General features: G+C 73.9%; 23 protein-coding genes and 1 tRNA gene. 16 read left to right on the forward strand and 8 right to left on the reverse strand.

The genetic code is table 11. The features are described from left to right. Positions 1-329: 329 nt before the first annotated feature. The 12 genes from mfd to MXD60_RS13665 all read left to right on the forward strand — a co-directional run bounded on the left by mfd (position 330) and on the right by MXD60_RS13665 (position 16,040). Entirely contained in the window at positions 330-3,929 is a 3,600-nt protein-coding gene (gene mfd, locus MXD60_RS13610) for a transcription-repair coupling factor (RefSeq protein ID WP_248819418.1), read from the forward strand. Positions 3,930-4,013: 84 nt separating this feature from the next. Next, positions 4,014-4,781, forward strand: coding sequence for a SurA N-terminal domain-containing protein (locus tag MXD60_RS13615; RefSeq protein WP_248819419.1), 768 nt, complete (start codon positions 4,014-4,016; stop codon positions 4,779-4,781). Between the two features lie 20 nt (positions 4,782-4,801). Continuing rightward, complete coding sequence (gene mazG, locus MXD60_RS13620) at positions 4,802-6,154, forward strand: nucleoside triphosphate pyrophosphohydrolase (protein WP_248819420.1); 1,353 nt, start codon at positions 4,802-4,804, stop codon at positions 6,152-6,154. 66 nt (positions 6,155-6,220) lie between these two features. Further along, positions 6,221-8,287, forward strand: a complete 2,067-nt coding sequence (gene sppA / locus MXD60_RS13625; protein WP_248819421.1) for a signal peptide peptidase SppA — start codon at positions 6,221-6,223, stop codon at positions 8,285-8,287. 403 nt (positions 8,288-8,690) lie between these two features. Next, a complete protein-coding gene (gene eno / locus MXD60_RS13630) occupies positions 8,691-9,974 on the forward strand; it encodes a phosphopyruvate hydratase (protein ID WP_248819422.1) in 1,284 nt (427 codons plus the stop codon). A 4-nt stretch (positions 9,975-9,978) separates the two neighbouring features. Next, positions 9,979-10,353: an FtsB family cell division protein gene (locus tag MXD60_RS13635; protein ID WP_248819423.1), complete on the forward strand. Its 375-nt coding sequence runs from the start codon at positions 9,979-9,981 to the stop codon at positions 10,351-10,353. Between the two features lie 46 nt (positions 10,354-10,399). Next, positions 10,400-11,068 carry a DUF501 domain-containing protein gene (locus tag MXD60_RS13640; RefSeq protein WP_248819424.1) on the forward strand — a complete coding sequence of 223 codons (669 nt, stop codon included), beginning with the start codon at positions 10,400-10,402 and terminating at the stop codon, positions 11,066-11,068. Next, positions 11,065-12,264: a Ppx/GppA phosphatase family protein gene (locus tag MXD60_RS13645; protein WP_248819425.1), complete on the forward strand. Its 1,200-nt coding sequence runs from the start codon at positions 11,065-11,067 to the stop codon at positions 12,262-12,264. Before MXD60_RS13640 ends, MXD60_RS13645 begins: the two co-directional genes overlap by 4 nt. Continuing rightward, on the forward strand, positions 12,261-13,091 hold the full coding sequence (locus MXD60_RS13650; protein ID WP_248819426.1) for a uracil-DNA glycosylase: 831 nt from the start codon (positions 12,261-12,263) through the stop codon (positions 13,089-13,091). Before MXD60_RS13645 ends, MXD60_RS13650 begins: the two co-directional genes overlap by 4 nt. Positions 13,092-13,269: 178 nt before the next feature. Then, entirely contained in the window at positions 13,270-14,667 is a 1,398-nt protein-coding gene (locus MXD60_RS13655) for an NAD(P)/FAD-dependent oxidoreductase (RefSeq protein ID WP_248819427.1), read from the forward strand. 324 nt (positions 14,668-14,991) lie between these two features. Beyond that, positions 14,992-15,066: transfer RNA gene (locus MXD60_RS13660), tRNA-Leu, on the forward strand. A gap of 218 nt (positions 15,067-15,284) precedes the next feature. Further along, entirely contained in the window at positions 15,285-16,040 is a 756-nt protein-coding gene (locus MXD60_RS13665; RefSeq protein ID WP_248819428.1) for a Bax inhibitor-1/YccA family protein, read from the forward strand. 39 nt (positions 16,041-16,079) lie between these two features. Here the strand turns inward: MXD60_RS13665 and MXD60_RS13670 are convergent, their stop codons facing one another. Next, on the reverse strand, positions 16,080-16,490 hold the full coding sequence (locus tag MXD60_RS13670) for a PPOX class F420-dependent oxidoreductase (RefSeq protein WP_248819429.1): 411 nt from the start codon (positions 16,488-16,490) through the stop codon (positions 16,080-16,082). Positions 16,491-16,525: 35 nt separating this feature from the next. Continuing rightward, complete coding sequence (locus tag MXD60_RS13675) at positions 16,526-16,753, reverse strand: DUF4287 domain-containing protein (protein ID WP_248819430.1); 228 nt, start codon at positions 16,751-16,753, stop codon at positions 16,526-16,528. Positions 16,754-16,872: 119 nt separating this feature from the next. Between MXD60_RS13675 and MXD60_RS13680 the strand changes: the two genes are divergently transcribed. Next, entirely contained in the window at positions 16,873-17,298 is a 426-nt protein-coding gene (locus MXD60_RS13680; protein WP_248819431.1) for a hypothetical protein, read from the forward strand. Between the two features lie 26 nt (positions 17,299-17,324). Here the strand turns inward: MXD60_RS13680 and MXD60_RS13685 are convergent, their stop codons facing one another. The 3 genes from MXD60_RS13685 to MXD60_RS13695 all read right to left on the reverse strand — a co-directional run bounded on the left by MXD60_RS13685 (position 17,325) and on the right by MXD60_RS13695 (position 19,772). After that, on the reverse strand, positions 17,325-18,434 hold the full coding sequence (locus MXD60_RS13685) for an SGNH/GDSL hydrolase family protein (RefSeq protein ID WP_308222468.1): 1,110 nt from the start codon (positions 18,432-18,434) through the stop codon (positions 17,325-17,327). Between the two features lie 594 nt (positions 18,435-19,028). Further along, positions 19,029-19,325: a TFIIB-type zinc ribbon-containing protein gene (locus MXD60_RS13690; RefSeq protein ID WP_248819432.1), complete on the reverse strand. Its 297-nt coding sequence runs from the start codon at positions 19,323-19,325 to the stop codon at positions 19,029-19,031. A 102-nt stretch (positions 19,326-19,427) separates the two neighbouring features. Next, positions 19,428-19,772, reverse strand: coding sequence for a hypothetical protein (locus tag MXD60_RS13695; protein WP_248819433.1), 345 nt, complete (start codon positions 19,770-19,772; stop codon positions 19,428-19,430). A gap of 110 nt (positions 19,773-19,882) precedes the next feature. On the opposite strand from MXD60_RS13695, the gene MXD60_RS13700 reads away from it, so the two are divergent. Further along, entirely contained in the window at positions 19,883-20,140 is a 258-nt protein-coding gene (locus MXD60_RS13700; RefSeq protein ID WP_308222469.1) for a flavoprotein, read from the forward strand. Between the two features lie 47 nt (positions 20,141-20,187). Here the strand turns inward: MXD60_RS13700 and MXD60_RS13705 are convergent, their stop codons facing one another. After that, positions 20,188-21,852 carry an MBOAT family O-acyltransferase gene (locus MXD60_RS13705; protein ID WP_248819434.1) on the reverse strand — a complete coding sequence of 555 codons (1,665 nt, stop codon included), beginning with the start codon at positions 21,850-21,852 and terminating at the stop codon, positions 20,188-20,190. A 226-nt stretch (positions 21,853-22,078) separates the two neighbouring features. On the opposite strand from MXD60_RS13705, the gene MXD60_RS13710 reads away from it, so the two are divergent. Then, positions 22,079-22,978, forward strand: a complete 900-nt coding sequence (locus MXD60_RS13710) for an alpha/beta fold hydrolase (RefSeq protein WP_248819435.1) — start codon at positions 22,079-22,081, stop codon at positions 22,976-22,978. Positions 22,979-22,990: 12 nt separating this feature from the next. Here the strand turns inward: MXD60_RS13710 and MXD60_RS13715 are convergent, their stop codons facing one another. Then, positions 22,991-23,452: a DUF2269 domain-containing protein gene (locus tag MXD60_RS13715; RefSeq protein ID WP_248819436.1), complete on the reverse strand. Its 462-nt coding sequence runs from the start codon at positions 23,450-23,452 to the stop codon at positions 22,991-22,993. Between the two features lie 100 nt (positions 23,453-23,552). After that, positions 23,553-24,725 carry a trypsin-like serine peptidase gene (locus tag MXD60_RS13720; protein WP_248819437.1) on the reverse strand — a complete coding sequence of 391 codons (1,173 nt, stop codon included), beginning with the start codon at positions 24,723-24,725 and terminating at the stop codon, positions 23,553-23,555. Positions 24,726-25,009: 284 nt separating this feature from the next. Here MXD60_RS13720 and MXD60_RS13725 point away from each other — a divergent pair. After that, positions 25,010-26,313 (forward strand): IS1634 family transposase (locus MXD60_RS13725; RefSeq protein WP_248819438.1); only part of this gene is annotated, 1,304 nt, incomplete at its 3' end.

Genomic DNA, 26,313 nt, shown 5'->3' on the forward strand with positions numbered 1-26,313 from the left:
GGGCCCCACATGACGGGCCACAGCCGGCGGGCCACGCACGGCGAACGCGGATCGCCGGACCGCGGCCGGCGGCGCGGGGCCGCGGTGGCCGGTCGTCCTGTCGTAGGCTGGTCATATTGTCTGTGCCGACGGGGTCGGGCGCCGGCTTGGCTGGCCTTGTCGGCCGACCGGTCCGGGATCCCATCCGGGCGCGGGCCGGGCCGTCGGTCGAAGCGGGTCCGGGCCGTGGTGGGCCCCGTTTCGCCATGTCGTCGTGTTCCGCGGTCGCGATCCGCGTCTCGCGGTGTTCTGCTTCTTCCACTCGTTCCGAGAGGCACAGGGACACACCCATGACCCTCGAGCCGCTGCTTGCCACGCTGATCGCCCGACCGGGCGGCGATCCCGCCCTGGGCCGGGCGATCGGCGCGGCCGGCGAGCCGGTTCTCGACCTCGCCGGGCCGGCCGCCCTGCGGCCGTTCGCCGCCGCCGCCCTCGCCGCCGCGAGTGGCGCGGGCCGGCCGGTGCTCGCCGTCGTCGCCACCGGCCGGGAGGCGGAGGATCTCGCGGCCGCGCTCGGCGACCTGCTCGGCGCGGCGGCCGTGGCGGTCTTCCCGAGCTGGGAGACGCTGCCGCACGAACGGCTCTCCCCCCGGGCGGACACGGTCGGCCAGCGTCTCGCGGTGCTGCGCCGCCTCGCCCATCCGGGCGCCGCCGGGCCGCCGCGGGTGGTCGTGGCGCCGGTGCGCGCGGTGTTGCAGCCGCAGGTCGCCGGCCTCGGTGAGCTCGCGCCTGTCAGCCTCGCCGTGGGCGACACCGCCGATCTCGACGACGTGGTCACCCGGCTGGTCGAGATCGCGTACCACCGGGTGGACCTGGTCGAGCGGCGCGGCGAGTTCGCCGTGCGCGGCGGCATCCTCGACGTCTTCGCACCCACCGAGGAGCACCCGCTGCGGGTCGAGTTCTTCGGCGACGAGGTGGAGGACATCCGCCGGTTCGCGGTGGCCGACCAGCGGGCGCTGCCCGCGGACGAGCCGGCCGACGGCGGCGCCGGAGCCCGGGTCACGCTGTTCGCGCCGCCGTGCCGCGAGCTGCTGCTCACGCCGCCGGTGCGGGCCCGCGCCACCGAGCTCGCCGCCGAGCATCCCGAGCTGCTCGACATGCTCGACAAGATCGCCAACGGGATCCCCGTCGATGGTATGGAGGCCCTCGCCCCGGTCCTCGTCGACGGCATGTCGCTGCTGCTCGACGAGCTGCCCGCGGCCACCCACGTGCTGGTGTGCGACCCGGAGCGGGTCCGCACCCGGGCCAGCGAACTGGTGCGGACCAGCCAGGAGTTCCTGGAGGCGTCCTGGAGCGTCGCGGCGCTCGGTGGTGGCGCCCCGATCGACCTCGGCGCGGCGGCCTACCGCACCATCGCGGATGTCCGCGACCGCGCGGGCGAGCTGGGCCTGCCCTGGTGGTCGGTCAGCCCGTTCGCCGCGGCGCCCGTCCCGGCCGACACCGGTGACGCCGAGGGAGCCGCAGCCGCGGTCACCGATCTCACCGAGGGTGAGAACACGGTCGTCGCGAGCATGCGGCCGGCCCGGCTCTACCACGGCGACGTCGCCGCGGTCATCGCCGATGTGAAGGGCTGGCTGGCCGAGTCGTGGCGGGTCCTGCTCGTCACCGAGGGACACGGCCCCGCCCAGCGGCTCGTCGAGATGCTGCGCGACGCCGACCTCGGCGCGCGCTACGCGGAGTCCGCCGAGCTGGCCGCCGGCGTCGCGGTCGTCACCCGCGGGCAGCTCGCCACCGGCTTCGCCAGCGACACGTTGCGCCTGGCCGTCCTGACCGAAAGTGACATCGCCGGCGCGCGTGGCGTCACCACCAAGGACATGCGGCGGATGCCGAGCCGGCGGCGCAAGGGCATCGACCCGCTCGCCCTCGCCCCCGGCGACATGGTCGTGCACGACGCGCACGGCGTCGGCCGCTACGTCGAGATGGTCACCCGCACCGTCGCCGGCGCCAAGCGGGAGTACCTGCTGCTGGAGTACGCCCGCGGCGACCGGCTCTACGTCCCCACCGACCAGCTCGAACAGATCACCCGCTACGTCGGCGGTGACGCCCCCAGCCTGGACCGCATCGGCGGCGCCGACTGGGCCAAGCGCAAGAGCCGCGCCCGCAAGGCGGTCAAGGAGATCGCCGGCGAGCTGATCCGCCTCTACAGCGCCCGGATGGCCTCGCCCGGCCACGCGTTCGCCCCCGACAACCCGTGGCAGCGCGAGCTGGAGGACGCGTTCCCGTTCCGGGAGACGCCCGACCAGCTCGCCGCGATCGACGAGGTCAAGGCGGACATGGAGAAGCCGGTCCCGATGGACCGGGTGATCTGCGGCGACGTCGGCTACGGCAAGACCGAGATCGCCGTGCGGGCCGCGTTCAAGGCGGTGCAGGACGGCAAGCAGGTCGCCGTGCTGGTGCCGACGACGCTGCTGGTCCAGCAGCACTTCCAGACCTTCGGCGAGCGCTACGCCGCCTTCCCCGTCGTCGTGAAGGCGATGAGCCGGTTCAACTCGGCGAGCGAGCAGCGGGCCGCCCTCGAGGGCCTCGCCGCCGGCAGCGTCGACGTCGTCATCGGCACCCACCGGCTGCTGTCGGGCGAGATGAAGTTCAAGGACCTCGGCCTGGTGATCGTCGACGAGGAGCAGCGCTTCGGCGTCGAGCACAAGGAGCAGCTCAAGCAGATGCGCACGGCCGTGGACGTGCTCACGATGAGCGCCACGCCGATCCCGCGCACCCTGGAGATGTCGATCACCGGCATCCGGGAGCTGTCCACGATCGACACCCCGCCCGAGGAGCGCCACCCGGTGCTCACCTCGGTCGCCCCCTACGAGGCCCGGCAGGTCGCCGCGGCCATCCGCCGGGAGCTGCTGCGGGAGGGCCAGGTCTTCTTCATCCACAACCGGGTCGAGTCGATCGACCGGGCCGCCGCCCGGCTGCGCGAGCTGGTGCCCGAGGCCCGCGTCGCCACCGCGCACGGCCAGATGCACGAGGACGCCCTCGAGCAGGTGATGGTCTCGTTCTGGGAGAAGAAGTTCGACGTCCTCGTCTGCACCACGATCGTCGAGTCCGGCCTGGACATCTCCAACGCGAACACGCTGATCGTCGAGCGGGCCGACGTGTTCGGCCTGTCCCAGCTGCACCAGCTGCGCGGCCGGGTCGGCCGTGGCCGCGACCGCGCCTACGCGTACTTCCTCTACCCGCCGGAACGGCCGCTGACCGAGACGGCCCACGACCGGCTGGCCACCATCGCGCAGCACAACGACCTGGGCGCCGGGATGGCCGTGGCCATGAAGGACCTGGAGATCCGCGGCGCGGGCAACCTGCTCGGCGGCGAGCAGTCCGGCCACATCGCCTCGGTCGGCTTCGACATGTACGTGCGGATGGTCGGCGAGGCGGTCGCCGAATACCGCAAGGACGCCGTCGAGGAACCACCTGAGGTCAAGGTCGAGCTGCCGGTCGACGCGAGCCTCCCGCACGACTACGTGCCCAGCGAGCGGCTGCGCCTGGACGCCTACCGCCGCCTCGCCGGCGCCGTCACCGACGCGGACATCGACGAGGTGCGCGGCGAGCTCGTCGACCGGTTCGGCCCGGTGCCCGAGCCGGTGGAGAACCTGCTCGCCGTCGCGGGCCTGCGGGTGCTCGCCCGACGCTTCGGCGTCACCGAGATCACCGCCGCCGGCCGGCAGATCCGCTTCGCCCCGCTGGAGCTGCGCGAGAGCCAGACCCTGCGGCTCACCCGCCTGTACAAGGGCGCGGTGGTGAAGCCGACGGTGCGAACCGTGCTGGTCCCGGCGCCGACGGAGACCGGGCGGATCGGCTCCCGGCCGCTGCGGGACCGGGCGCTGCTCGCCTGGGCCGGCCAGCTGATGGCGGCCGTCGCCGGCGACTCGATCGCCGCCGCCGCCGGCTGAGCGGCCGGCTGAGCGGCCGGCGACATGACAGAAGCCGGTATGGAGGTGTGCTCCGCCACACCTGACGGGATAGCGTGTGGTGGTGTGAAACTCTCCCGTCTCCTCGCCGGCGTAGGGATGCTCGTGGTCGTCCTGGCCGCCGGGACAGCCTGCACGACGCACGCGGGGGCCGCCGGCCAGGTCGGATCGCACACGATCGAGACGTCCCAGCTGCGTGACATCGTCAGCCGAGGTCTCGCCGCGTCGGCCGCCGCGCCGAAGGCGCAGACCAGCCAGGCCGCGCCGGGCGCGCTCGAACCGCCCGCTGTGCAGCAGCGGACGCTCAGCTCGCTCGTCCAGCTACAGCTGCTGTCGGACGAGGCACGCCGACGGGGAATCACCGTGAGCGACGGTGACGTCGCGGCGTACACCCAGGCGTTCGCGGTCCTGCAGTACGGCAGCCCGCGCGCCTTCCAGCAGCAGCTCGCCGCCGCCGCGGTCGCCCCGGCCGACATCGACGTGATCATGCGTGCCGGTGCGCTGGAATCCGCCATCAGCGACCAGGTCTCCCCGAAGCTGCTGGCCACCGAGGCCGAGACCCGCCAGGCATACAACCAGTCGCAGGGCATGTTCGGCCGCCTCCCGCTCACCTACGCGCAGGCCAAGCCCTACCTGGCCCGGCTGATCGTCGCCACCGAGCGCGCCGACGCCCTGCGGCCCGTGTTCGCCCAGGCGGAGAAGGCGAACCCGGTCTCGGTCAACCCGCGCTTCGGCCGCTGGGACTCCGGCCAGTTCGCCGTCGTCGCCGCCGACGGGTCGATCGCCAGCCGCCCCGGGCCCACCCCCGCCGTCGACCTGAGCGTCCAGTCCTGAGCCGGGAAGCGAGGCCCGCCATGCCGCTGCGGATCACGGTGGTGCGGGTCAGCCCGCGCGTCGCCCCGGGCGTGCTGACGGCGCCCGCGTGGGATCTCCTGCGCCGGGTGCCCGTCCTCACCGGCGCCCCGACCCATCCGCACCTCGACGCGCTGCGGGCGGCCGGCGCCGCCGTCACCGTCGTGGACGCCGGGGCGGTGACCGGACTCGACGGTTCCGCACCACCGGCCGGCCCCGCCCGGTGGCCCGGCCGGGCGCCCGGGGGCGCGCAGGCCCGCCGCCCGCGGGCCACCCTGCCCGACCAGGCGGTCGACGAGATCGCCTGGCTGCCGGACCCGGCCGCGCCGACCCCTCTCGACCAGGTCCTCAACCGTCTCGCCGACGCCGACGCCGACGCCGACGCCTCGGCCGCGGACTCGTCTGTCCACCGGGGCGACCCGGACACGGGCGACCTCGCCGTCGGCGCCCTCGTCGCCACCGTGGAGCTGCCGGGATCGGCGCTGCTCGACGCCGTCGCCGTGATGGACCGGCTGCGGTCCCCGGGCGGGTGCCCGTGGGACGCCGAGCAGACGCACGAGTCCCTCGCCCCGTACCTGATCGAGGAGACCTACGAGGCATACCAGGCGATCGAGGACGGCGACGTCGCCGAGCTGCGCGAGGAGCTCGGCGACGTGCTCATGCAGGTGCTCTTCCACGCCCGGGTCGCCGCCGAGCGCCCGGACGACGGCTGGGACGTCGACGACGTCGCGGCGGGGCTGTCCGCCAAGCTGATCCGCCGCCATCCGCACGTGTTCGCCGACGTGGTCGTCGCCGGATCGGCGGACGTCGTCACCAACTGGGACGCGATCAAGTCCACAGAGAAGGCGCGGACCTCGGTGACCGACGGCGTGCCGCTGTCCCAGCCGGCGCTGTCCCTCGCCGCGAAGCTGCTCAAGCGCGCCGGCGGCGTCGGCGTGCCGGTCGACCTCGCGTTCGCCGCCCCGGCGCCGCCCGCCACGAGCCCGGCCGGCGAGGGCGAGCCGGGCGCGCGGAGGGGGGAGGGGGCGGGGTCGGACGGTGGTGTCGCCGCGGCGGCCGCGCGGCTCGCCGCGTTCGCCGCCGAGGCCGACGAGGCGTTGCGCGAACCGGCCGCCCGGGGCGAGGACGTGCTCGGGGAGCTGCTGCTCGCCGCCGTCGCGCTGGCCCGCGCCGCGCGGGTCGATCCCGAACAGGCGCTGCGGGCCGCCGCGCGCCGGTTCCGTGAGCGACTCGCGGCCGCCGAGCGGGCGGCCCAGCCGGCCGGCGCGCCCCCCGCGACGCTGCCCGCCGCACGCTGGCGGGAACTCTGGGTTGCCGCCACCCGTCCGGGAGGCGCCGTGACCGCGGATCGGTGACCAGCCGGCGACCGCGAGGTGGCCCGGCCGGAGAACCCTGGGAGCCGGCGGTACTAGCCTCTGAGCATGGCTGCCATCCCACGTAAGGCGCTGGCCGACGTCCGCCAGATCGCAGCTCGCCGGACGGCCCCGGTCGTCCTCGAACTCGATCTGACGGCCGACCCGTTGGAAGGTGTCCCCAGCGACCCGCTGACCCTCGCGCTCGCGCACCGCCGCACCACCCTGCGCGACGTCGTCGAGGGCCTGCGGTACGCCGCGGCGGACCCGCGGGTCCCCGTCGTCGTCGCGCACATCGCCGCCTGCGGGATGCCGCTGGCCCGCATCCAGGAGATCCGCACCGCGATCGCCGCCTTCCGCGCCGCCGGGGGCACCGCCATCGCCTACGCCGACACGTTCGGCGAGTTCGGCGGGGGCACCGGGCCGTACTACCTGGCCTGCGCGTTCGACGAGATCTGGCTGGCGCCGTCCGGGGACTGCGGCCTGACCGGCCTGGGCATGGAGACGCCGTTCCTGCGCGGGGCGCTCGACCGGCTCGGGGTGGCCGTGGAGATCGGGCAGCGCTACGAGTACAAGAACGCGGTGAACACCCTCGTCGAGCGGGACTTCACCCCGGCGCACCTGGAGGCGGTCAGCCGGATCATCGAGTCCTCCTCCGAGCAGGTCGTCGCGGGCATCGCCGAGGGTCGCTCGATGTCGCCGGACCGGGTCCGGCGACTGATCGACCTCGGCCCGCTCGCCGGGTCCGTCGCCCTGGACACGGGGCTGATCGACCGGCTCGGCTACCGCGACGAGGTGTACGACGCGGCCCGCCGGCGGGTGCGCCACCCGGGCGGCGACGCGGCGGCCGACGGCGCCGCCACCCCCGCGCGGGACCCCGGCCCACGGCCGGACGGTGACGCCGCCGACGCGGACGCGGCCGAGCCGGTGCTGATGTACGCCTCGGCCTACCGGCGTCTCGCCGCGCGGCGGGAGAAGTCCCCGGTCCGCAGGGTGACGACGCTCGCCGCGCGCGGGCCCGGCGCGTTCTTCCTGCGCGAGACGAACCCGGAGCCCGACGGCGGCGCGGGTGCGCCGCGCAACCAGCCGGCGGCGACCGAGGGCACCCCGCTCGCGCCGTCCGTCACCCCGCCGCACGGCGACCCGCGTCGGTCCGTCGTCGCGCTCATCCACGGCACCGGCCCGGTCGTTCTCGGGGCGGGCGCCTCGGGTCCGTTCTCCGGTCCGGTGCTCGCCGCCGAGGCGACCGCCGCCGCGTTCCGCGCCGCCGCCCGGGACGACGACGTGGCCGCCGCGGTGTTCCGGGTGAGCAGCCCGGGCGGGTCCTACGTCGCCTCGGACCTGGTCCGCCGGGAGGCCGAGCTGTTCCGCGCGAGCGGGCGCCCGCTGATCGTGTCGATGGGCGACGTGGCCGCTTCCGGCGGGTATTTCGTCTCCCTCGCCGCGGATGTCATCGTCGCGAGTCCCGGCACGCTGACCGGGTCGATCGGGGTGTTCGCCGGCAAGCAGGTCGTCCGCGAACTGCTGGAGAAGGTCGGTGTGGGCTTCGGTGCCGTCGCCGAGGGCGAGCACGCGCTGATGATGTCGCCGCGCCGCCCGTTCACCGCCGGGGAGCGGGAGAAGCTGGAGGAGTTCCTCGACCGGGTCTACGCCGACTTCGTCGACAAGGTCGCGGCCTCCCGGCGGCTGACCCGCGAGCAGGTGCACGAGCTGGCCCGCGGCCGGGTGTGGACGGGCGCCGACGCCCAGGCGCACGGCCTGGTCGACGAGCTCGGCGGCCTCGCGGACGCCCTTCGCCTGGCCTGGTCCCGGGCCGGGCTGCCCGGCGAGGACACGCCGCGGGTGCGCCTCGCGCCGAAGCCGTCGGTGCTGGAACGGGGCCGGGCGCCGAAGTCCAGCGAGGACCGCTCCGCCGCCGGGGTGTGCGGGACGCGGGCGCCCGCCGGCACCTGGGCCCGCCTCGCCGCCGCGCTGGCCCCCGACGTGCTCGGCCCGGCCGCGGCGGCGGTCGGGCTCGGCGCCGCGCCGGCCGGCGGGTTCGTCGCCGGCTGGGGTGCCTGGGCGCCGCTGGCGGCGCGCCTCGGCCTGCCCGCCGCCGGCCCGCTGATGATGCCGCCGCTGGGCCGCATCGGCTGAGTCGGCGGGGCGTCGGCAGGGCGTCGGCGGGGGCGCCGTCACCGGGCGGGCCCCACGAGGGAGCCAGCGGTGCCGGTCACTCGGGTGCCGGCGGTTGTGGGATGCGTGACACGGCTTCGGGGCCCGGTGGCCGCGGCCAGCCGGGCGTCGGCGTCGGCGACGCCCGGCGCCGCGGCAAGCGGCGCGCCGTACCGGGATCGGCACCGCGTCGTGCGGGGCCCGACGGTAGTCTCGGCACCGACCGGTTCGTCCGGACGGCACCGCTCGTCCCCGCGGCAGGGATTCACCTTGCCCTCCGGCGAGTCGCCGGGCGCGGCGCGGGTGCTCTCGGGCACCGGTCCGCGACGATCCGTTCCGGTCACTGCATCGTCGCGTTCGAGCCGTCACATTCGGAGGTCACACCGTGCCGTCCATCGAGGCTGTCGGAGCCCGCGAGATCCTGGACTCGCGTGGCAATCCCACCGTCGAGGTCGAGGTCGTCCTGGAAGACGGCACGCTGGGTCGTGCCGCGGTCCCGAGCGGGGCGAGCACGGGCGCCTTCGAGGCCGTCGAGCTGCGTGACGGTGAGGACCGTTACGGCGGCAAGGGGGTCACGAAGGCCGTCGGGGCCGTCATCGAGCGCATCGGCCCGGCGATCATCGAGCTTGAGGCCACCGAGCAGCGCCTGCTCGACCAGACGCTCATCGATCTCGACGGCACCCCGGACAAGTCCGCCGTCGGCGCGAACGCCCTGCTCGGCGTGAGCCTGGCGGTGGCCAAGGCGGCCGCGGCGGCCAGCGGCCTGCCGCTGTTCCGCTACCTCGGCGGGCCGAGCGCGCACGTGCTCCCGGTGCCGATGCTGAACATCCTCAACGGCGGCGCGCACGCCGACACCAACGTCGACATCCAGGAGTTCATGGTCGCCCCGATCGGGGCGAGCACCTTCTCCGAGTCGCTGCGCTGGGGCGCCGAGGTCTACCACTCGCTCAAGAGCGTGCTGAAGGCCCGCGGCCTCGCGACCGGCGTCGGCGACGAGGGCGGCTTCGCCCCGAGCCTGCCCGCCAACCGGGAGGCGCTCGACCTCATCGCCGAGGCGGTCGACAAGGTCGGCCTGCGCCTCGGCTCGGATGTCGCGTTCGCGCTGGACGTGGCGTCCACCGAGTTCTTCGCCGACGGCTCCTACACGTTCGAGGGCGCCGCCCGCAGCGCGGAGTTCCTCAGCGACTACTACGCCGAGCTCGTCGACGCCTACCCGATCGTGTCGATCGAGGACCCGCTGGCCGAGGACGACTGGGCCGGCTGGATCTCGCTGACCGAGCGCCTCGGGGAGAAGGTCCAGCTCGTTGGTGACGACCTGTTCGTCACCAACCCGGAGCGCCTCGCCCGCGGGATCGCGGCGAAGGCGGCCAACGCCCTGCTGGTCAAGGTCAACCAGATCGGCACGCTCACCGAGACCCTCGACGCGGTCACCCTCGCCCACCGCAGCGGCTACCGGGCGATGATGTCGCACCGGTCCGGCGAGACCGAGGACACCACGATCGCCGACCTCGCCGTCGCGACCGACTGCGGCCAGATCAAGACCGGCGCGCCGGCCCGCTCCGAGCGGGTCGCCAAGTACAACCAGCTCCTGCGGATCGAGGAGGAGCTCGACGACGCGGCCCGCTTCGCCGGCGCCGGCGCCTTCCCCCGGCACGGCCGGTCCGCCTGAGCCCATGCCGGCGCCGCGCTCCGCGTTGACCACGAGGGCGACCCTGCTCGCCGTCGTGATCTGCGTGCTGGTCCTGACCCTCGCCTATCCGCTGCGGCTGTACCTGCGGCAGCAGAACAAGCTCTCGCAGCTCGCCCAGACGAACGCGCAGACCCAGTCCCAGGTGGACCAGCTGCGCGGGGCGGTCGCGCGCTACGGCGACCAGGCCTGGGTCGAGGACGAGGCACGGCGCCGGCTGCACTACATCAAACCGGGGGAGAGGGCCTACCTGATGCCCGCTCCGCCGACCGCCGGTCCAGCGGACCCGGCCGCCGGCGGCGGTTCAGGCGGCGGCTCGGCCTGGTACGGCCGGCTGTGGGCGCAGATCGCCACACCGTGACGGACAGAACCACGAGCGGCCTCGCGCGGGGTCGGGAGGAGTCGGCATGTCGTCGACGTCGGTGACGGCCGCGCAGGCCGAGATCGTGCACAGGCAGCTCGGCCGCACGCCGCGCGGGCTGCTGGGGGTCGCGCACGAGTGCTCCTGCGGCCTGCCCGACGTGGTGGAGACCGCCCCCCGGCTGCCGGACGGCTCCCCGTTCCCGACGCTGTACTACCTGACCTGCCCGCGGGCGGCCAGCGCGGTCTCCCGGCTGGAGGCCGCCGGGGTGATGCGGGAGATGACCGAGCGGCTCGCCCGGGATCCCGACCTCGCCGCCGCGTACGACGCCGCGCTGCGCGACTACCTCGCCCGGCGCGACGCCCACGAGGTGCTCCCCGGCTCGCCGAGCGCCGGCGGGATGCCGGAGCGGGTGAAATGCCTGCACGTGCTGGTGGCGCACAGCCTCGCGGCCGGGCCGGGCGTGAACCCGTTCGGTGACGAGGCCATCGCGGCGATCGAGGACTGGGGCCGGCGCGGCCCCTGCGTGCCGGCCGACGTCGCCGGGGAAGCCGACGTCGCCGGGGAAGCCGACATCGCGGGGCCGGCCGGCATCCCCGAGGAACGCCTGACGGGCGGCGCCGGATCGGCGAATACTGGCACCGTCGGTGCCGCGCCCCAGGCCGCTGTCCCGGCCAACGTGGCGGGCAGGACGGACGGGAAGGGGCGCGCGTGACCCGGGTAGCCGCGATCGACTGCGGAACCAACTCGATCCGTCTGCTGGTCGCGGACGTCGACGGCGCCGGCCTGCACGAGCTGACCCGGCGGATGGAGATCGTGCGCCGGGGCGCCGGCGTCGACCGCACCGGCGAGCTCGCTCCGGAGGCGCTGGCTCGCACGTTCGCGGCGCTGCGCGACTACGCGGCCGAGATCGACCGGCTGGGCGCGACGCGGGTGCGGATGGTCGCCACGAGCGCGACCCGCGACGCGCGCAACCGGGACGAGCTGGTCGCCGGCGTGCGCGCGATCCTCGGGGTCGACCCCGAGGTGATCAGTGGTGACGAGGAGGCGGCGCTGTCGTTCTCCGGGGCCATCGGGGACCTCGTCGGCGGCGCTGCGGGCGGTGCCGCCGGATCGGCTCGGGCCGCAGCGCCGTGGGTGTCGGCGACGCCGGCGCAGTCAGGCGCGTCGGATCGGGCGAACCAGCCCGATCGGCCCGGACCGACCGGGCTGTTCGCCCCGTACGCGCAGGACGGATCGCCTGGCGCCGCGGCCACAGCCGGACAGCTCGGCCGGGTGGGCCTCACCGGCACGCCCGACGCCGCGTCGGTGGTGGCCACCCCGATCCTGCTCGCCGACATCGGCGGCGGCTCGACGGAACTGGTCCTCGGCGACGCCCGCGGGGTGCGCGCGGCCCGATCGGTGAACGTCGGCTGTGTCCGGCTCGCCGAGCGGCACCTGCGGGACGACCCGCCCACGGCGGCGCAGGTCGCGGCGATCGTCGCCGACGCGCACGCCGCGTTCGACCTCGCCGCGGCCACCGTGCCGATCACCGAGGCGGCGACCCTGGTCGGCGTCGCCGGCACCGTGACCACCGTGGCCGCCCTCGCCGCCGGCCTGCCGGGCTACGACGCGGTCCGGCTCCATCTGTCCGTGACCACCGCCGAGCAGGTCGCCGAGGTCACCGACCGGCTGCTCGGCATGACCCACGACGAGCGCGCGGCGCTGCCGGTGATGCATCCCGGCCGGGTCGACGTCATCGCCTCCGGCGCCCTGGTGCTGCGCACGCTGGTGGAGCGGACCGGCGCGGCCGCGATCGTCGCCAGCGAACGCGACATCCTCGACGGGATCGCGCTCGCGCTGGCCGACGCCGGCGCACCGGCGGCGCCCGGCCCGGCCGTCCCCACGATGACCGGCCCCGCCGCCGGATGATGCCCGACCGCGGCCGGGCTGACCCCGCGTCGCGGCGCGGTCCGGCGCCGCCGGGTGCCGGCTGGCCGGGGGACCTCGCTGACGCGAGCACGCCGGTGGCGGCCGCCCCGGCCGCCGCGCGGGTGCTGGCCGCCTCCGCCGTCGACTGCGGCGCCCTCGACGCCCGGATATCGGTGTGCCGGGCGTGTCCGCGGCTGGTCTCCTGGCGGGAGGAGGTCGCGGTCCTGCGCCGGGCGTCGTTCGCGGACCAGCCGTACTGGGGTCGCCCGGTGCCCTCCTTCGGCCCGGCCGACGCCCGGATCCTGGTCGTCGGGCTGGCGCCGGCCGCCCACGGGGGCAACCGGACGGGGCGGATCTTCACCGGCGACCGCAGCGGCGACTGGCTGTTCGCCTCGCTGCACCGGGTGGGGCTGGCGGCGCTGGCGACCTCGGTCGCCGCCGGGGACGGCCAGTGGCTGCGGGCCACCCGGATCGCCGCCGCAGTGCGCTGCGCGCCGCCGGTGAACCGACCGACGACGCGGGAGCGGGACACCTGTCGGCCCTGGCTGGTCAGGGAACTGGCGCTGGTGCGGCCGTCGCTGCGGGTCGTGGTCGTGCTCGGCGGGTTCGCCTGGACGGCGCTGTGGCCGGCGCTGGGCGAGGCCGGCTACGCCGGGCCGCCGCGGAGGGTCCCCTTCGGCCACGACGTCCAGGTCAAGCTCCCCGGTGGGATGACGGTCATCGGGTGTTATCACCCGAGCCAGCAGAACACCTTCACCGGTCGGCTCACCGAGGTGATGCTGGACACGGTTTTCGGGTCGGCGGCGTCGCTTGCCGAAGTAGGTTGAGCGCGCTTCCCGGCTATCCGGCGCCCGGCGGGCGCCAACACAGCGGGTGAGTGACGGCACTCACCCGGTGGACGGGCCTGCCGAAAGTTGTCCGTATTGGTGTCGTGCGTCACGGAAAATTGCCCGCCGATCGTCCGGTGCCAGGGTGTAAGGGCAGGCCTGCGGGTACGGTTTTTGCATGGGCTATGGGCGCGCACCGCACATCCTCATCGTCGGCGGTGGATACGTCGGCATGTACACCGCCCTGCGGCTTGCGCGCAGGCTGCGCAAGGGCGAGGCGACCATCACGGTGGTCGAGCCGAACTCCTACATGACCTATCAGCCGTTTCTTCCGGAGGCGGCGGCCGGGAACCTTGAGCCACGACATGTGGTTGTTCCGCTACGCAAAGTGCTCAAGAGCTGCCGTGTCGTCAGTGGCTCCGTGTTTTCCGTGAGTCATGAGCGACGGACCGCCGTCGTCCAGCCGCCCCTCGGCGACAGCTTCGATCTCGCCTACGACATCCTGGTGATGTGCCCGGGCTCCGTCGCCCGTACCCTGCCGATTCCCGGACTCGCCGAGCAGGGCATCGGATTCAAGAGCGCGGCCGAGGCCATCTATCTTCGGAACCAGGTCATCAGTCGACTCGACGCGGCGGCGTCGGCGGTTGATCCGGCGGTTCGCCGCCGCGCGCTTACCTTTCTTTTCATTGGCGGCGGATATGCCGGCATCGAGGCGCTGGCCGAACTCGAGGACATGGCCCGCGACGCGTGCTCCTTTTACCCGGACCTGAATCCCGCGGAAATGCGCTGGGTTCTCGTCGAGGCGACCGGACGTATATTGCCGGAAGTCTCGCTGGCAATGGGGCTGTACACGGTGAAGCAGCTGGAGCACCGCGGTATAGCGGTGAAGCTGAACACCCGGGTGGAAAGCCTGGTGGACGGCCGGGTCGTGCTGGACAGCGGGGAGCGCTTCGACGCCGGCACCGTGGTGTGGACGGCGGGGGTGAAGCCCAACCCGGTGCTCACCCGCACCGACCTGCCGCTCGACGAGCGCGGCCGGCTGCGGGCCACCGCCTTCCTCCAGGTCGACGGCGTGGCCGATGCCTGGACCGCCGGTGACTGCGCGGCCGTACCCGATCTCACCAAGGGCGATGGAGCGACCACCGGCCCGTCCGCCCAGCACGCTGTCCGGCAGGCCGGCCGGCTGGCCGAGAACATCCTCGCCGAGCTGCGCCACCAGCCCATCCGGCCATACGAGCACAGCTACGCCGGGTCCGTGGCCTCCCTCGGCCTGCACAAGGGCGTGGCCGAGATCTACGGGATCAGGCTCCGTGGCTGGCCGGCCTGGCTGATGCACCGCAGCTACCACCTCAGCCGGGTGCCGACCCTCAACCGCAAGGCCCGCGTGGTCGCGGACTGGACGCTGGCCCTGTTCTTCCGCCGTGAGATCGTCTCCCTGGGCTCCTTCGCCGACCCCCGCGCGGAGTTCCGCCGGGCGGCCACCGGGTCACCGGACGCCGTCGGGGCGCCCACCGCCACCGCGCCGGTGGCCGGCGTCGTCAGTGCCGACTCCGAGGCCGCGGCGCACCGGAGCTGACGATCGCCGGCCTTGCGCACCGGGCCCGACCGGCGCCGGTGAATCCCCCCGGCGGCAGAGCTTCGGACGGCTGTCAGGGGTACTTAGCGGCACCTCGGTGTGCCTGTATTCGACTGTGCCGAGTGCGGCTGCTAACCGGGCCCGCGAGCTCCGGGCTATTCGGTCCGGCGGTCCGCGCCTTGATCGGAACTCATGTCGAAACGGCGGCATCCCCGTCACGATGCGTCACGCTTTCGGCGGGCTCGCCAGCCCCGGACCACTTTTCCCGGATGTGTTATTCCCAGAACCTACGTAGCATGGTAGAAACAGCAGCGATGTAGACGAGCCGGTGTATCCCAACTGGTAGAGGAGGCTGTCCTAAAAACAGCTCGAGTGTCGGTTCGACTCCGACCACCGGCACAATCTTTGTCGAGGCGCCCGCGACGTTCATGAACGCCGCGGGCGTCCGGCATGCGAGCGCGGCGCGGCCCGGATCCGCCGGCCCGACCGCCCCGCCGGTGGTGTCGAGCACCGGACAGCGGGAACCCGCAGGTCCATGGGATCGTTTCCGCGGTAGACGTCTGCACCAACAGCTGACCGTGGCTTCCGCCCGGCGGCAACCGAGAGGAGCCGGCTGCATGGCCGACCTTCGTTCCTCGAACCCCGTGCTGCGCCGCGGCGGCTTCGCTCCCCCGCCGACGCCGAGCCCCGAGGAGCTCGCCAGCCACTACCGGCAGCCGACCACCCTCACGGTGGACGACGTGGTCGTCCACACCCTCGGGCTGTTCGCGCTGCTGGGCGTCGGCGCCGGCGTCGGCTGGGTGGTCGGGCGGGACGCGCCGGGCATCGCGCTCGGCGCCGGGCTCGTCGCGCTGGTCCTCAGCCTCGTCGCGATGCGCGGCCGGGTGCGCCCGGCGCTGGTGGTCGCCTTCGCGCTGATCGAGGGCGTGGCGGTCGGCGCGATCTCCGGCTTCTACGAGGACGCCTTCGGCGGCATCGTGCCGCAGGCCCTGCTCGGTACCGGGCTGATCTTCGTCGCGATGCTGCTCGCCTACCGCAGCCGCCGGCTGCGGGCCACCCCGCGGATGGCCCGCATCGTCACCGGCGTGCTGTTCGGCGTGATCCTGCTGAGCCTGGCCGACCTGGCGATCAGGGCGGTCAGCGGCAGCCACCTGCCGATCATCAACGACGCGTCACCGCTGGGCATCCTGTTCAGCGTCGTGGTGCTCATCGTCGCCAGCCTGCAGTTCATCCTCGACTTCGACTACATCGAGCGGGCGATCAACTCCGGTGCCCCCCGGTCCGAGGCGTGGCGGGCGGCGTTCGCCCTGCTGATCGGCTTCGTCTGGGTGTATCTGGAGACGCTGCGCCTGCTGTCCAAGCTGCGCCAGTAGCGCCCCGCGGCGCCGAGACCGGGCCCGCGGCGGGAAAGATCAGCCGGAGCGGTCCGGTCCGGCGGCGGTGGGCGTGATCCGCATGATGCAGCGCTGGTCGCGCTCCATCGCCGCCCGGTAGTCGTCCCAGTCGGGATGCTCGCCGGACAGCTCGCGGTAGTACTCCACGAGCAGTTCCATCGCCGCCGGTAGTCGGATGATCTCCGCCGTGCCGGTGATCTGCAGCCACGGCCCGAAGAACTCGTCGGGCAGAACGCACAGCCGGACGACCGGCTCGCGCTGGACATGGCTGACCTTGAACGCGGTCAGCCGCGTGCTGACCCGCAGCCGCCCGCCGGGATCGACACCGACCGTCACGGGCGACATCTGCGGGGTGCCGTCCCGGCGGGTGGTACACAACACCGCCCGGTGATGCTCGCGGACGAAGTCGATGGCTGCGTCGAGTTCCATCCGGCCATTGTGGCCGGTGGGCTCGAGCGGCGTCGTCAGGCCCGGATGGCCCGCCGGCGCAGGTCCGACTCGTGCACGAGTGCCGACGCGTAGCTGTGCGGCAGGTTGTGTTCGGCACGCAGCCAGTTCACCCGCTCGGTGAACCGCAGCAGGCCCGGACCCTCGTCCAGCCGGCTGAGCCAGGTACTGACCTCATGACCGGTCACCCTGGGGATCCGTTCGATGAGGATCTGATGGGTCTGCGGGGAACGGTTCAGTGACATGCGCGCCTCCAGACGTAAAACCCGACGTCAACGGCTCATGTCGTAAGCGTGCCCCAGGTCACACGCGAGGGCAAGGCCCACCCGCGGGCGCGTGTCGACCTGTGCGGTACTGTGCCCGGATGTCCGACGAGGTCGGCCACCTCGGCCGCGAGGTCGGGCTGCTCATCCGGCGCCTGCGCAGCTGGGCCGGCTCCTCCTGGGACGTGCCGGTCGAGTCCGGCCTGACCCGGGCGGACCGGACCCGGCGGCTGCTCGACGAACTGGCCGCCCTCGGCGAGCGGATCGGAGCTGGCGCGCCTGCCGGCGCCCGGCCACCGCGGCTCGCCCCCCACGCCCTGCCCGACCAGCTCGCGGTCCTCGCCGAGGACGTGCTCGCCGCGATCGCCGCCGCCGGGCCGGGCCAGCCGCCGACCGAGCAGCCGCCGGATCGGGAGACCCTGGCCCGGGCGGCGCTGGCCCAGGCGACCCTGGCCGACGCCCTCGCCGCGGTGAGCGGAACCCGCGCGGATCTCGAGGGCGGGGGTTTCGGCTTCCGCGTGCGCTGAGCGGGGTCGTTCCGGCCGCGGCCGCCTCAGGGGCGCAGAGCCCCCGGGGGCCAGACGCCCCGGAGGGTGTCGAGCACGTGGGTCGCGGCGATGCGGGCGCCGTCCAGGGTCAGGTGCACCCCGTCCCGTGACCGTGCCAGCACGGTGCGGCCGTCGGCGGTGCTCAGGTAGTCGCTGTAGGCACCGCCGCGGGACAGCCACGGGGTCAGGTCGAGGTAGGTGGCGCCGGGGACCCCGGTGGCCGCGGCGGCGGCCGCGGTGTTCAGCTGGTGGAAATACCCGTCCAGGCGGTGCGAGCGGGCCGGCGGCAGGCCGAGCCAGAGTACCCGCCGCTGTCCCGAGCCGGTCCAGATCCGCATCACGACGTCGGCCCGCCGCTGGTACTCGGCCGCCCACGCCGGCGTGCCGGCCGGCAGGACCGTGCCGTCCGGGCGGGTGATGCCCTGGCCGTCGTTGCCGCCCATCGCGACGATGACCAGCTCCGGGTGCTGCTCGCCGAGCTGGGCGCGCGCCCGCGACGCCCAGTCGAAGAAGTCCGGCCGCGCGAGGCCCGTGCCGTATCTGGTCTCGGTCCGCACGCGCACGGTGCCCGGGACCGCGTTCGTGATGGCCGGGCCGAGCGTCTCGGTCAGCGAGTCGCCGGTGACCAGCACCCGCAGCGGATCGGCGGCGGTCGGCCGGCGCGGCGGCGCCACGATGGCGGCGGGCGCCGGCCCGCCGGCCGGCCCCGAGGCCCCGTGGGGCGCCGCGGCTGGGTTCGCGGTGGCCTGGCTCGCCGCGGTGGCCAGCTCGGAGGCGACCCCGGACGAGCCGGGCCGGTGCCCGAAGGCACGCGCCAGCCCGCGGTCGGGCGCGTCCAGCCGCAGCGGATGGGTCACCCGGGCAAGGGGACGGGCCACCCCGAGGACGAGCGCGCGGGTGGTTCCCGGGCGCATGCCCTCCCCGGCATGCACCATCGCCGGTGCGCGCAGCACCGCCAGCAGGACGAGCACCGCGGCCACGGTGACCACGACCCGCCGGGCCGGCATCGCATCCACCACGTCGGCCTCCGGCGCCGGAGCGGCCTCGGACGCCGCGGCCAGGCGGGTGGCCGCCCTTTCCGGCCCGGACGGCGGGGCCGGCGAGCAAGTTGTCACGTTACGTGTACCTCATGTCGGCTTTCCTGTGCGGCATCATCGGCTGTTGTCGCCGGTCGCTACCCATCGTCATCAGCCCAGGCTGGAAAGTGTAGCGATCAGTGACACCCGGCAGGTGTCACTGGCGCCGGCCGGCGCTCACGTGTCCACGAACTCTCCATGGCTGCCGGTGGGCACCCTCCAGAGAGGAACGGGGCGTGCCGGATCGTTTATTAGCCGTAATCGCGCTCAGACCGCGGCGGCGCGGCCGCAAGCTCCTCCACCGCCGGCGAGCCCGGAGTCAGGTCGGGCCCTGGCGGCGCTCCTCCCGAGAAGGTCAGACCGGCCCGTCAGGTCGCGTCTCCCAAGCCGACTCGTCCGGCGGCTCAGCACCCGGCCCGAACCCCGCCGCCCACACCTCCGGCAGGTGCGTGCACCCCGTCACCGCAGGCTGCAACGTCAAACCCGGCAGCCCGGACACCGCGGCAGCGCCCGGCCGGCGTAGGCGCGCCGCCCGCTCCCGCCGGCACCTGTTGCACGACGGGAACAGGGCGCGCACCTCAGGCTCCGGCCCGGTCGGCCCATCCTCCGGGGCGTCGCCCCGCCCGTCCACGGTCACTTCTTCTTCACCTGCCCGGTACCGCCGCAGCGCGGGCAGTCGATCTGACTCGCACCATCGAACACGCCGCCCCCGTCAGCCTCGGCGGCCGGGGCGCCAACCTTCGTCGATCCGCTGCACTTGGGGCAGGTCATGAGCCCCCGGTCGACGGCGTCGGCCGGGTCGCCCGTCTGGCCGGAACCGCCCCGCTTCTGCCCGCTGCGGCCGGTCGAGGAACCGCCGCCGGTGTTGCCCCGCTTGTCGGTGTTCCGCGTATCCGTCTTCTTCGGTTTGCCCCAGCCCATGATCGCCATCCGATCCACGTCCGACGCCGCTGCCGGGACGCACCCGGGCACGGTAACGGCAGGACGGACCAGAGGGGAACGGGACGTGGCGGATCCGTGACCGTCGAGGGTTCAGACGGCAACGACTTGGCGGCCCAGCTCGGCGACCAGGCCCTCAAGCTGCAGGGGCACGAGCTGCTGGTGCAACTGCCGGACCCGCGTCGTGATGGTCTCGTTCGGCACCGCGGCCACGGTGTCGAACGAGACGAGGCCGGCCTGTGCCGCCGCTTTCGGGCTCGGCCGGTCGCCGTCGAGGTGGCCGCGGCCGATGAGGATGTGCGCGATGGCGACACCCACCAGATCGTGCACCGCGGTCTCGGCGGCCAGCTCGCCATGGCAGATCGCGGTCCGGCCCTCCCCTGGAGTGTGGGCCGCCCACTCGGCGATCCCGAGATGCTCCTCGGCGTCGGCCCACATCCCCGAGCCAACGCGGGCCCCTTGCTCCGTTTCAGGATTTCGAGGGCTTCGGCGGCGGCACCTCCTACAAACTGCCCGGAGATGCCGACGTCCTGCCCGCACCCGACGCGATCCTCGTAGCCCCAGCCGCCAGTAACACGATCAACAAATGGGCAGGCGGGATCAGCGACACCCTCGCCCTCGACCTCATCACCGAAGCCATGGGGAAGCGGCTACCGATCGCAGCTCTGCCGTACCTGAACAAGGCCCAGGCCGCGCATCCGGCATTCCCTCGCAGCGTCGACGTGCTGGCTGACGCTGGAGTGGACGTGCTGCTTGGCGACGCCGGATACGAAGCCCACGGCCCGGGCCGGTCCAGACCGGACTGATTTCCCTGGGATCGTGGACTCGACGCACTGGCCGTCGTGATCGTCGGTCAGAACCGGAAGTAGATGAACGGGGAGACCTGCCCGGGTCCGGCGACCGCATAGATGATCATGATGCTGAGGGTGAGCAGTGGGATCTGCGCGGCGGTGGGCAACCGTGCCAGGCGCACCCGCGTCGCGGTCCACCACGAGCGGGGAACGGCGGCCGTCGCCAGCCCGGCCGCGATGGCGGCCAGCACGGGTGCGGTGACCAGCGGCGCCGGCCCGGGCGCCGTCAGCAGCCGGGAGAGCAGCCGCCCGGCCGTCGCCAGATCGGGCGCACGGAAGAACACCCAGGTCACGCAGACGAAGTGGAACACGGCCAGCCGGGCGAGCCAGGCCCGCGCGCCGCCGCCCCCACCGGCCACCGCCGCCCGGTGCCGGTGGAGTGCGCCGCGGCGCACCGCGGGGTGCGGGGATGCGAGCCGGGCGAGGGCCGGCGGGGGGGGGAGCACCGTGGCCGGCCGGGCTGGTGCGTCACCGGGCACGGCGATCGCGACGGCGACCGGCACCGCTGCTGGCACGACGGCCGGCACCGCGGCCGGGGATCGCGGCCGTGGCACCTCGACCGGCGCCGGGACCTCGACCGGCGCCGGGACCTCGACCGGCGCCGGGGAGTCGTCCGGCCGCGCGCGCCAGGTCCGGACCTGGCGTTCGACCACCAGGGCGCCGCCGTGCAGCGCGCCCCACACGACGAAGTTCCACGAGGCCCCGTGCCACAGTCCGCCGAGCGTCATCGTGATCAGCAGGTTGGCGTGGGTGCGGCGTCGTCCCCGCCGGTTTCCGCCGAGCGGCAGGTACACATGGTCGCGCAGCCAGCGGGACAGCGTCATGTGCCAGCGGCGCCAGAACTCCTGCAGGCTGCGTGCGGCGTAGGGGCGGTCGAAGTTGTCGGGGAAGCGGAACCCGAGCAGCAGGGCAAGGCCGATCGCGATGTCGGAGTAGGCGGAGAAGTCGCAGTAGATCTGCACGGCGTAGCCGTAGACGGCGGCGGCGATCTCGCCGGAGGAGCGCTGGCCCGGCGCGTCGAACACCGGGTCGACCAGGCGCACGGCGATGACGTCGGCGAGCACCACCTTCTTGGCCAGCCCGCCGAGGATCAGCAGCGCGGCCCGGGCGACGGGGACGCGGGTCGGGTCGCGGGGGGAGGTCAGCTGCGGCAGGAACTCGCTGGCCCGCACGATCGGCCCGGCGACCAGATGGGGAAAGAACGCCTCGTAGACGGCGAAGTCGAGCAGGGGCGCCGGCGCCGTGCCCCCGCGGTACACGTCGACGACGTAGCTGATCGCCTGGAACGTGAAGAAGGAGATCCCGACCGGCAGCGCGACCTGGAGCAGCGGCAGCGGCGCCGGCAGCCCGACGTCGGCCAGGGCGCGGTCGACGGACAGCGCGAAGAAGCCGTAGTACTTGAACCAGCCGAGCAGGCCGAGGTCGCAGGCGACGGCGGCGGCGAGCAGGCGGCGGTCCCGGTACCGGTGGACGGCCCGGGCGGCGGCCTGGTTGAGCAGCGTCGAGGCGACGATGAGCAGGACGAACCGGGCGTCCGCGTAGCCGTAGAAGAAGTACGAGGCGCCGAGGACGAACGGCTTCCACAGCCGCGGCCTGGGCATCAGCAGCCAGGACAGCGCCAGCGTCACGGCGAAGAACGCCGCGAACTCGATCGTCGGAAAGATCACCGTGTCCGCCCTTGTGGTCACCGCGACGGGGTGCCGCGTGCTGGGGATCGCCAACCTCAGTACCACTACTCTAAGGAGTGAAGGAGGCACATTAAGTAGTGAATCGCGGGTGACGGGCAGGCTGTCGCTGGTGCGTCGGCTGGCCGGGTCGAACCGAGAGAGGTGGTATCCCGCTGCGGTGTCGAGAAGGGGTGCGCGTGCGCCACAGGATGGCTACCGTCCGGACATGAGCATCGTCACGGTGAACGGCCTCGAGCTGACCTACGAGGTCCACGGGGGCGACGATGGCCTGCCGCTGCTGATGATCGGCGGGCTCGGTCAGCAGCTCGCCGGCTGGCATCCCGACCTGATCGCGGCGCTGGTCCGCCGCGGCTACCGGGTAGTCGTTTTTGACAACCGGGATGTGGGCCGGTCAACCCATCTCGACCAGCTCGGCCCGCCCGACCTCGGCGCGATCCTCGCCGGCCGGTTCGAGCTCACGCCGTACCAGCTCAGCGACCTGGCCACCGACGCGCTCGGCCTGCTCACCGCGCTCGGCATCGACTCGGCCCACCTGCTCGGCCAGTCGATGGGCGGGATGATCGCCCAGATCGCCGCGCTGCGCAGCCCGGAGCGGGTCCGCAGCCTCACCTCGATGATGTCGCATCCGGGTGACCACCGCGTCCAGCCGACCCCGGAGGCACTGGCCCTGTTCCTCCGTCCGGCCCCGCGGGATCTCGCCGAGGCCATCCTCGCCGCACGGGAGTCGCAGCGGGTCCTTGGCTCACTGGAGTTCCCGGTCGACGAGGCGTGGCTGCGCCGGCGGACCGAGGTCTACTGGGAGCGCCGCGGCGGCCCGGACGGTGTGCTGCGCCAGTGTGCCGCCCTGCTGGCCGCCCCGGACCGCACCGCCGAGCTGGCCGGGCTGACGACGCCGGCCCTCGTCGTGCACGGCGGGGCCGACCCGCTGGTCCCGGTCATCGGCGGCCGGCTCACGGCTGCCGCGATCCCGGCCGCGGAACTGCTGGAGATCGACGGGATGGGCCACGAGCTGCCGAGGCCGGTGTGGGAGCGGGTGCTGGACAAGCTGGAGGACGTCGTCGACCGCGGGGAGGCCGGTCGGGCGACGCTGGCGGCGGCGAGCTGACGGCGGCCGGGCTCAGCCGCCCGGCTTGATCACCATCAGGGCCACGACGACCAGCCAGCAGGCTGAGCCGAGTGCCGCCCCGGCGGTGATGGTGGTGATCCGGCGGCGCGGGTCGCCGCCCGCGTCGATCTCGGCGATCGCGTGCGAAAGCCCGGGGGCGACCACCGCCAGGAAACTGCCCGCTCCCAGCACCCACAGGACCAGCGAGCCGGCGAGCCACTCGTCGCCGAACGACCGAACGCTCCCGAACGACCCCTGGTGCACCAGCCCGACGCCGGTCAGCGCGATGAGCAGGGTGGCGACCGCGAAGACCCGCACCAGGCGCGCGGCCAACCGCATCACCGGCAGCGCGCCCGCGCCGGTCCGCAGCAACAGCGGGACCGCCGCCCCGACCAGGGTCAGCGGACCGATGATGAACACGGCGAGCGCGACGTGCAGGGTCAGGAGAAGTCCGAAGGCACCCGGATGCGGCATGCGCAGACGCTATCGATCGCCCCCGCCGCGCGACGCACCGGCTGATCCGCAACCGTCGTGGGGCCTCGGAGGAACGCTGGTCAGCGGCCGGCGGGCCCGGTCAAAGACCACTGGACTGGTAGTACAGCAGCCGGACCGTGTCGCCGAAACGCGTACCGAACAGCCGGTCGGTGGAACCGGAGTAGGCATAGCTGATCACTCCGTCGATCCACCCGTGCCCGGGACCGAGCCGGCCGAGTCCCGCGATGAGCGGGCCGCCGCTGGAGCCCGCCGTCATCCGGCAGCTCACGCCGATCGACGGCCCGCCGTAGGAGTCGGCCGCGCCCGGGCCGGCGCAGTAGATCAGCGTGGAGCCGTCGAAGGGGCGCAGCCGCGGGTAGCCGAAGCTGTACTGCTGGTAGGACACCGGCAGGTCGAACGCGATCCCCTGGGCGCCGACGACGTCCTGGATGTGCCGGCCGTGCTGGGTGTTCATCAGCGCGAAGCCGGTGTCGACGTCGAAGTTGGAGCCGCCCGCCCACCCTGGCGTGACCGTGAGGTGGCGGGCGGTCCAGATGCCGAGAGGTGTCGCGCCGTTGGCGTAGTCGGGCACGAACGCGACGTTGGTGGCGAACCCGGAGCCCGCGCCGCCGTGCAGGCAGTGCCCGGCGGTCACGACGAGGTCCCGGCCGCGGCTGGTGACCACGCTCGCCGAACAGGCGAAGTCGGAGCCGCCGATCGAGCTGAACAGCCGCCCGGTGGTCGCCGTGACGAGGCCGCCGGAGGTGTACGGCGTGCCGTCGCTCGGCGGTGGCGGCGGTGGCGGCGGTGCGGCGGCCGGGCCGCTGCCCGGGTCGTCGCCGGACGGCGTGGACAGGGGCGACGCGGTACCGACGGCGTCCTGGCGGGCTGCGGAGTGGGAGCCGAAGGCGCGGTCTCGCCGCTCGGCCGTCCAGTACTCGGTGACCTGCTGCTGCTCGGCGGCGGAGACCGCGCCCGAGGCGGACGGCGGCGCGGGTTGGCGGCGGGTGATGGCGGCGTCCGGGTCGCCGGCGAATTCGCCGGTCGTCGGGCCGCCGCCGGCGATCACCTCGGGCGGGTTCGGCGGGGTGGCCGACTCCGGCGCCGCCAGCGCGGCGGGGGTGGCCGGCGTCGCGGCCGGTACCAGGCCGACGGCCGTCGCGAGCAGGGTGGCAGCGATCAGTCGGGTGGGTCCCGGCCGTCGTCGCCGCGACGGAGGACGCGCCGGATCGACCTGGCTCCCCCACTCGAGATGCGCCCTCCGTGACCTCACGATCGCGCACGGTAGCAGAGTTTCGGGTGCCGCTGACGGGGCGCGACGGGGGTGGCGCGGGTTCGCCGCGTTCACCCGGCCCGGGTGACCGGGGCCGTGCTCAGGTCCGATCGACCTCGGCGGCCAGCCGCTCGTGGGCCGTCTCGCACCCCGGACGCTGCCTAGCCCTGTCTTCCGCACGTGCGTGCAGTGAGACAGTTACTCGATCTCATGTTCGGATTGCGTCGGGATGATCGTGATCCGTAGTGGCGGGTCTGGGACGGTTCGTTGCTGTGTCGGTTGCTATGGATTACGGGCCGCCGAGCGTCGAGAAGCCGCTTGGTGCGCTCCCCGTCGCGCGTGACTACCTGGGCCGCCTTGATGTGGCGGCCACGATCGACCGGCTCGCCCCGATACGTGACAAGGTCAGCCGGGTCAGCCACGGTCAGGTCATCGCCGCGCTGGTCGCGAACCGGTTGACGTCGCCGACTCCGCTGCTGCATGTCGAGCGGTGGGCGCGTGACTGGGCGGTCGAGGAGATGTTCGACATTCCGGCGGACGCGTTGAACGACGACCGGGTCGGCCGGGCGCTCGACGCGCTCGCGCCGGTCTGCGAGGAGGTCGTCGGTTCGGTCGGCGCCGCGGCGATCGCCGCGTTCGGTCTCGAGGTCTCCCGCATGCACTGGGACATGACCTCGATCTCGCTGCAGGGCGCCTACCCCGAGGCCGACAGCGACTACGCCACCCCGCGCTACGGCCATCCCAAAGATCGCCGGCCCGACCTCAAACAGGTCCAGACCGGCCTGGCCACGACCGCCGACGGCGGGATCCCGCTGGTCCACCGGGCCTTCGACGGCGGCGCAGGGGAAGTCTCCCAGGTCGTCGGGGCGATGCGCGCCCTGACCGAGCTCGCCGGCCCACGGCCGTTCCTGCTCGTCGGGGACACCAAACTCGTCTCCTACACGAACCTGACCGCGCTGACCTCGACGCCCGGGGTCACCTTCCTCGCCCCGGCACCGAAAGCGGTGGTACCCGCCGACGTCCTGGCCAGCCAGGACTGGGCCACCGCCACCATCATCGACCATGTCGCGGCCCGTGACCGCACCAAGCTCGCCCACCAGCGGGCCTCCTACCGTGCCCGGGAAGGCGTGACCACCCTGCGCGGGCCCCGTAAGAAGGACCCGCCGGTCACCGTGCGCACCGTGTTCGTCTGGTCGTCGGTGAACGCCCAGGCCGCGGCATCCGCCCGGACACTCAAACTCGGCCGCGCCCGCGAGGCTCTCGACACCCTCACCCGCGCGGCGGGCAGCCACCATCTCTACCGCACCGAGGCCGCGGTGAAAGCCCGCCTGTCCCTCCTCGCCACGAAGTACCGCGTCTCCCGCTACCTCGTCGCCGAGACCAGCACCGACCCGGACACCAGGAAACCAGCTTTGACCTGGCACTTCGACCAGACCATCCTGAACGCCGAGGCCGCCACCGACGGCTGGTACGCCCTGCTCACGAACCTGCCCGACACCATCAGCCCCGCCGAGGTCCTCGCCCGCTACAAAGGCCAGGAAGTCTCCGAACGCCGCTACGGCGCGTTCAAAGGCCCCCTCGCGGTCGC

Origin of the sequence: Frankia sp. AgB32 (assembly GCF_023243045.1) — a bacterium.
Classification (GTDB): domain Bacteria; phylum Actinomycetota; class Actinomycetes; order Frankiales; family Frankiaceae; genus Frankia.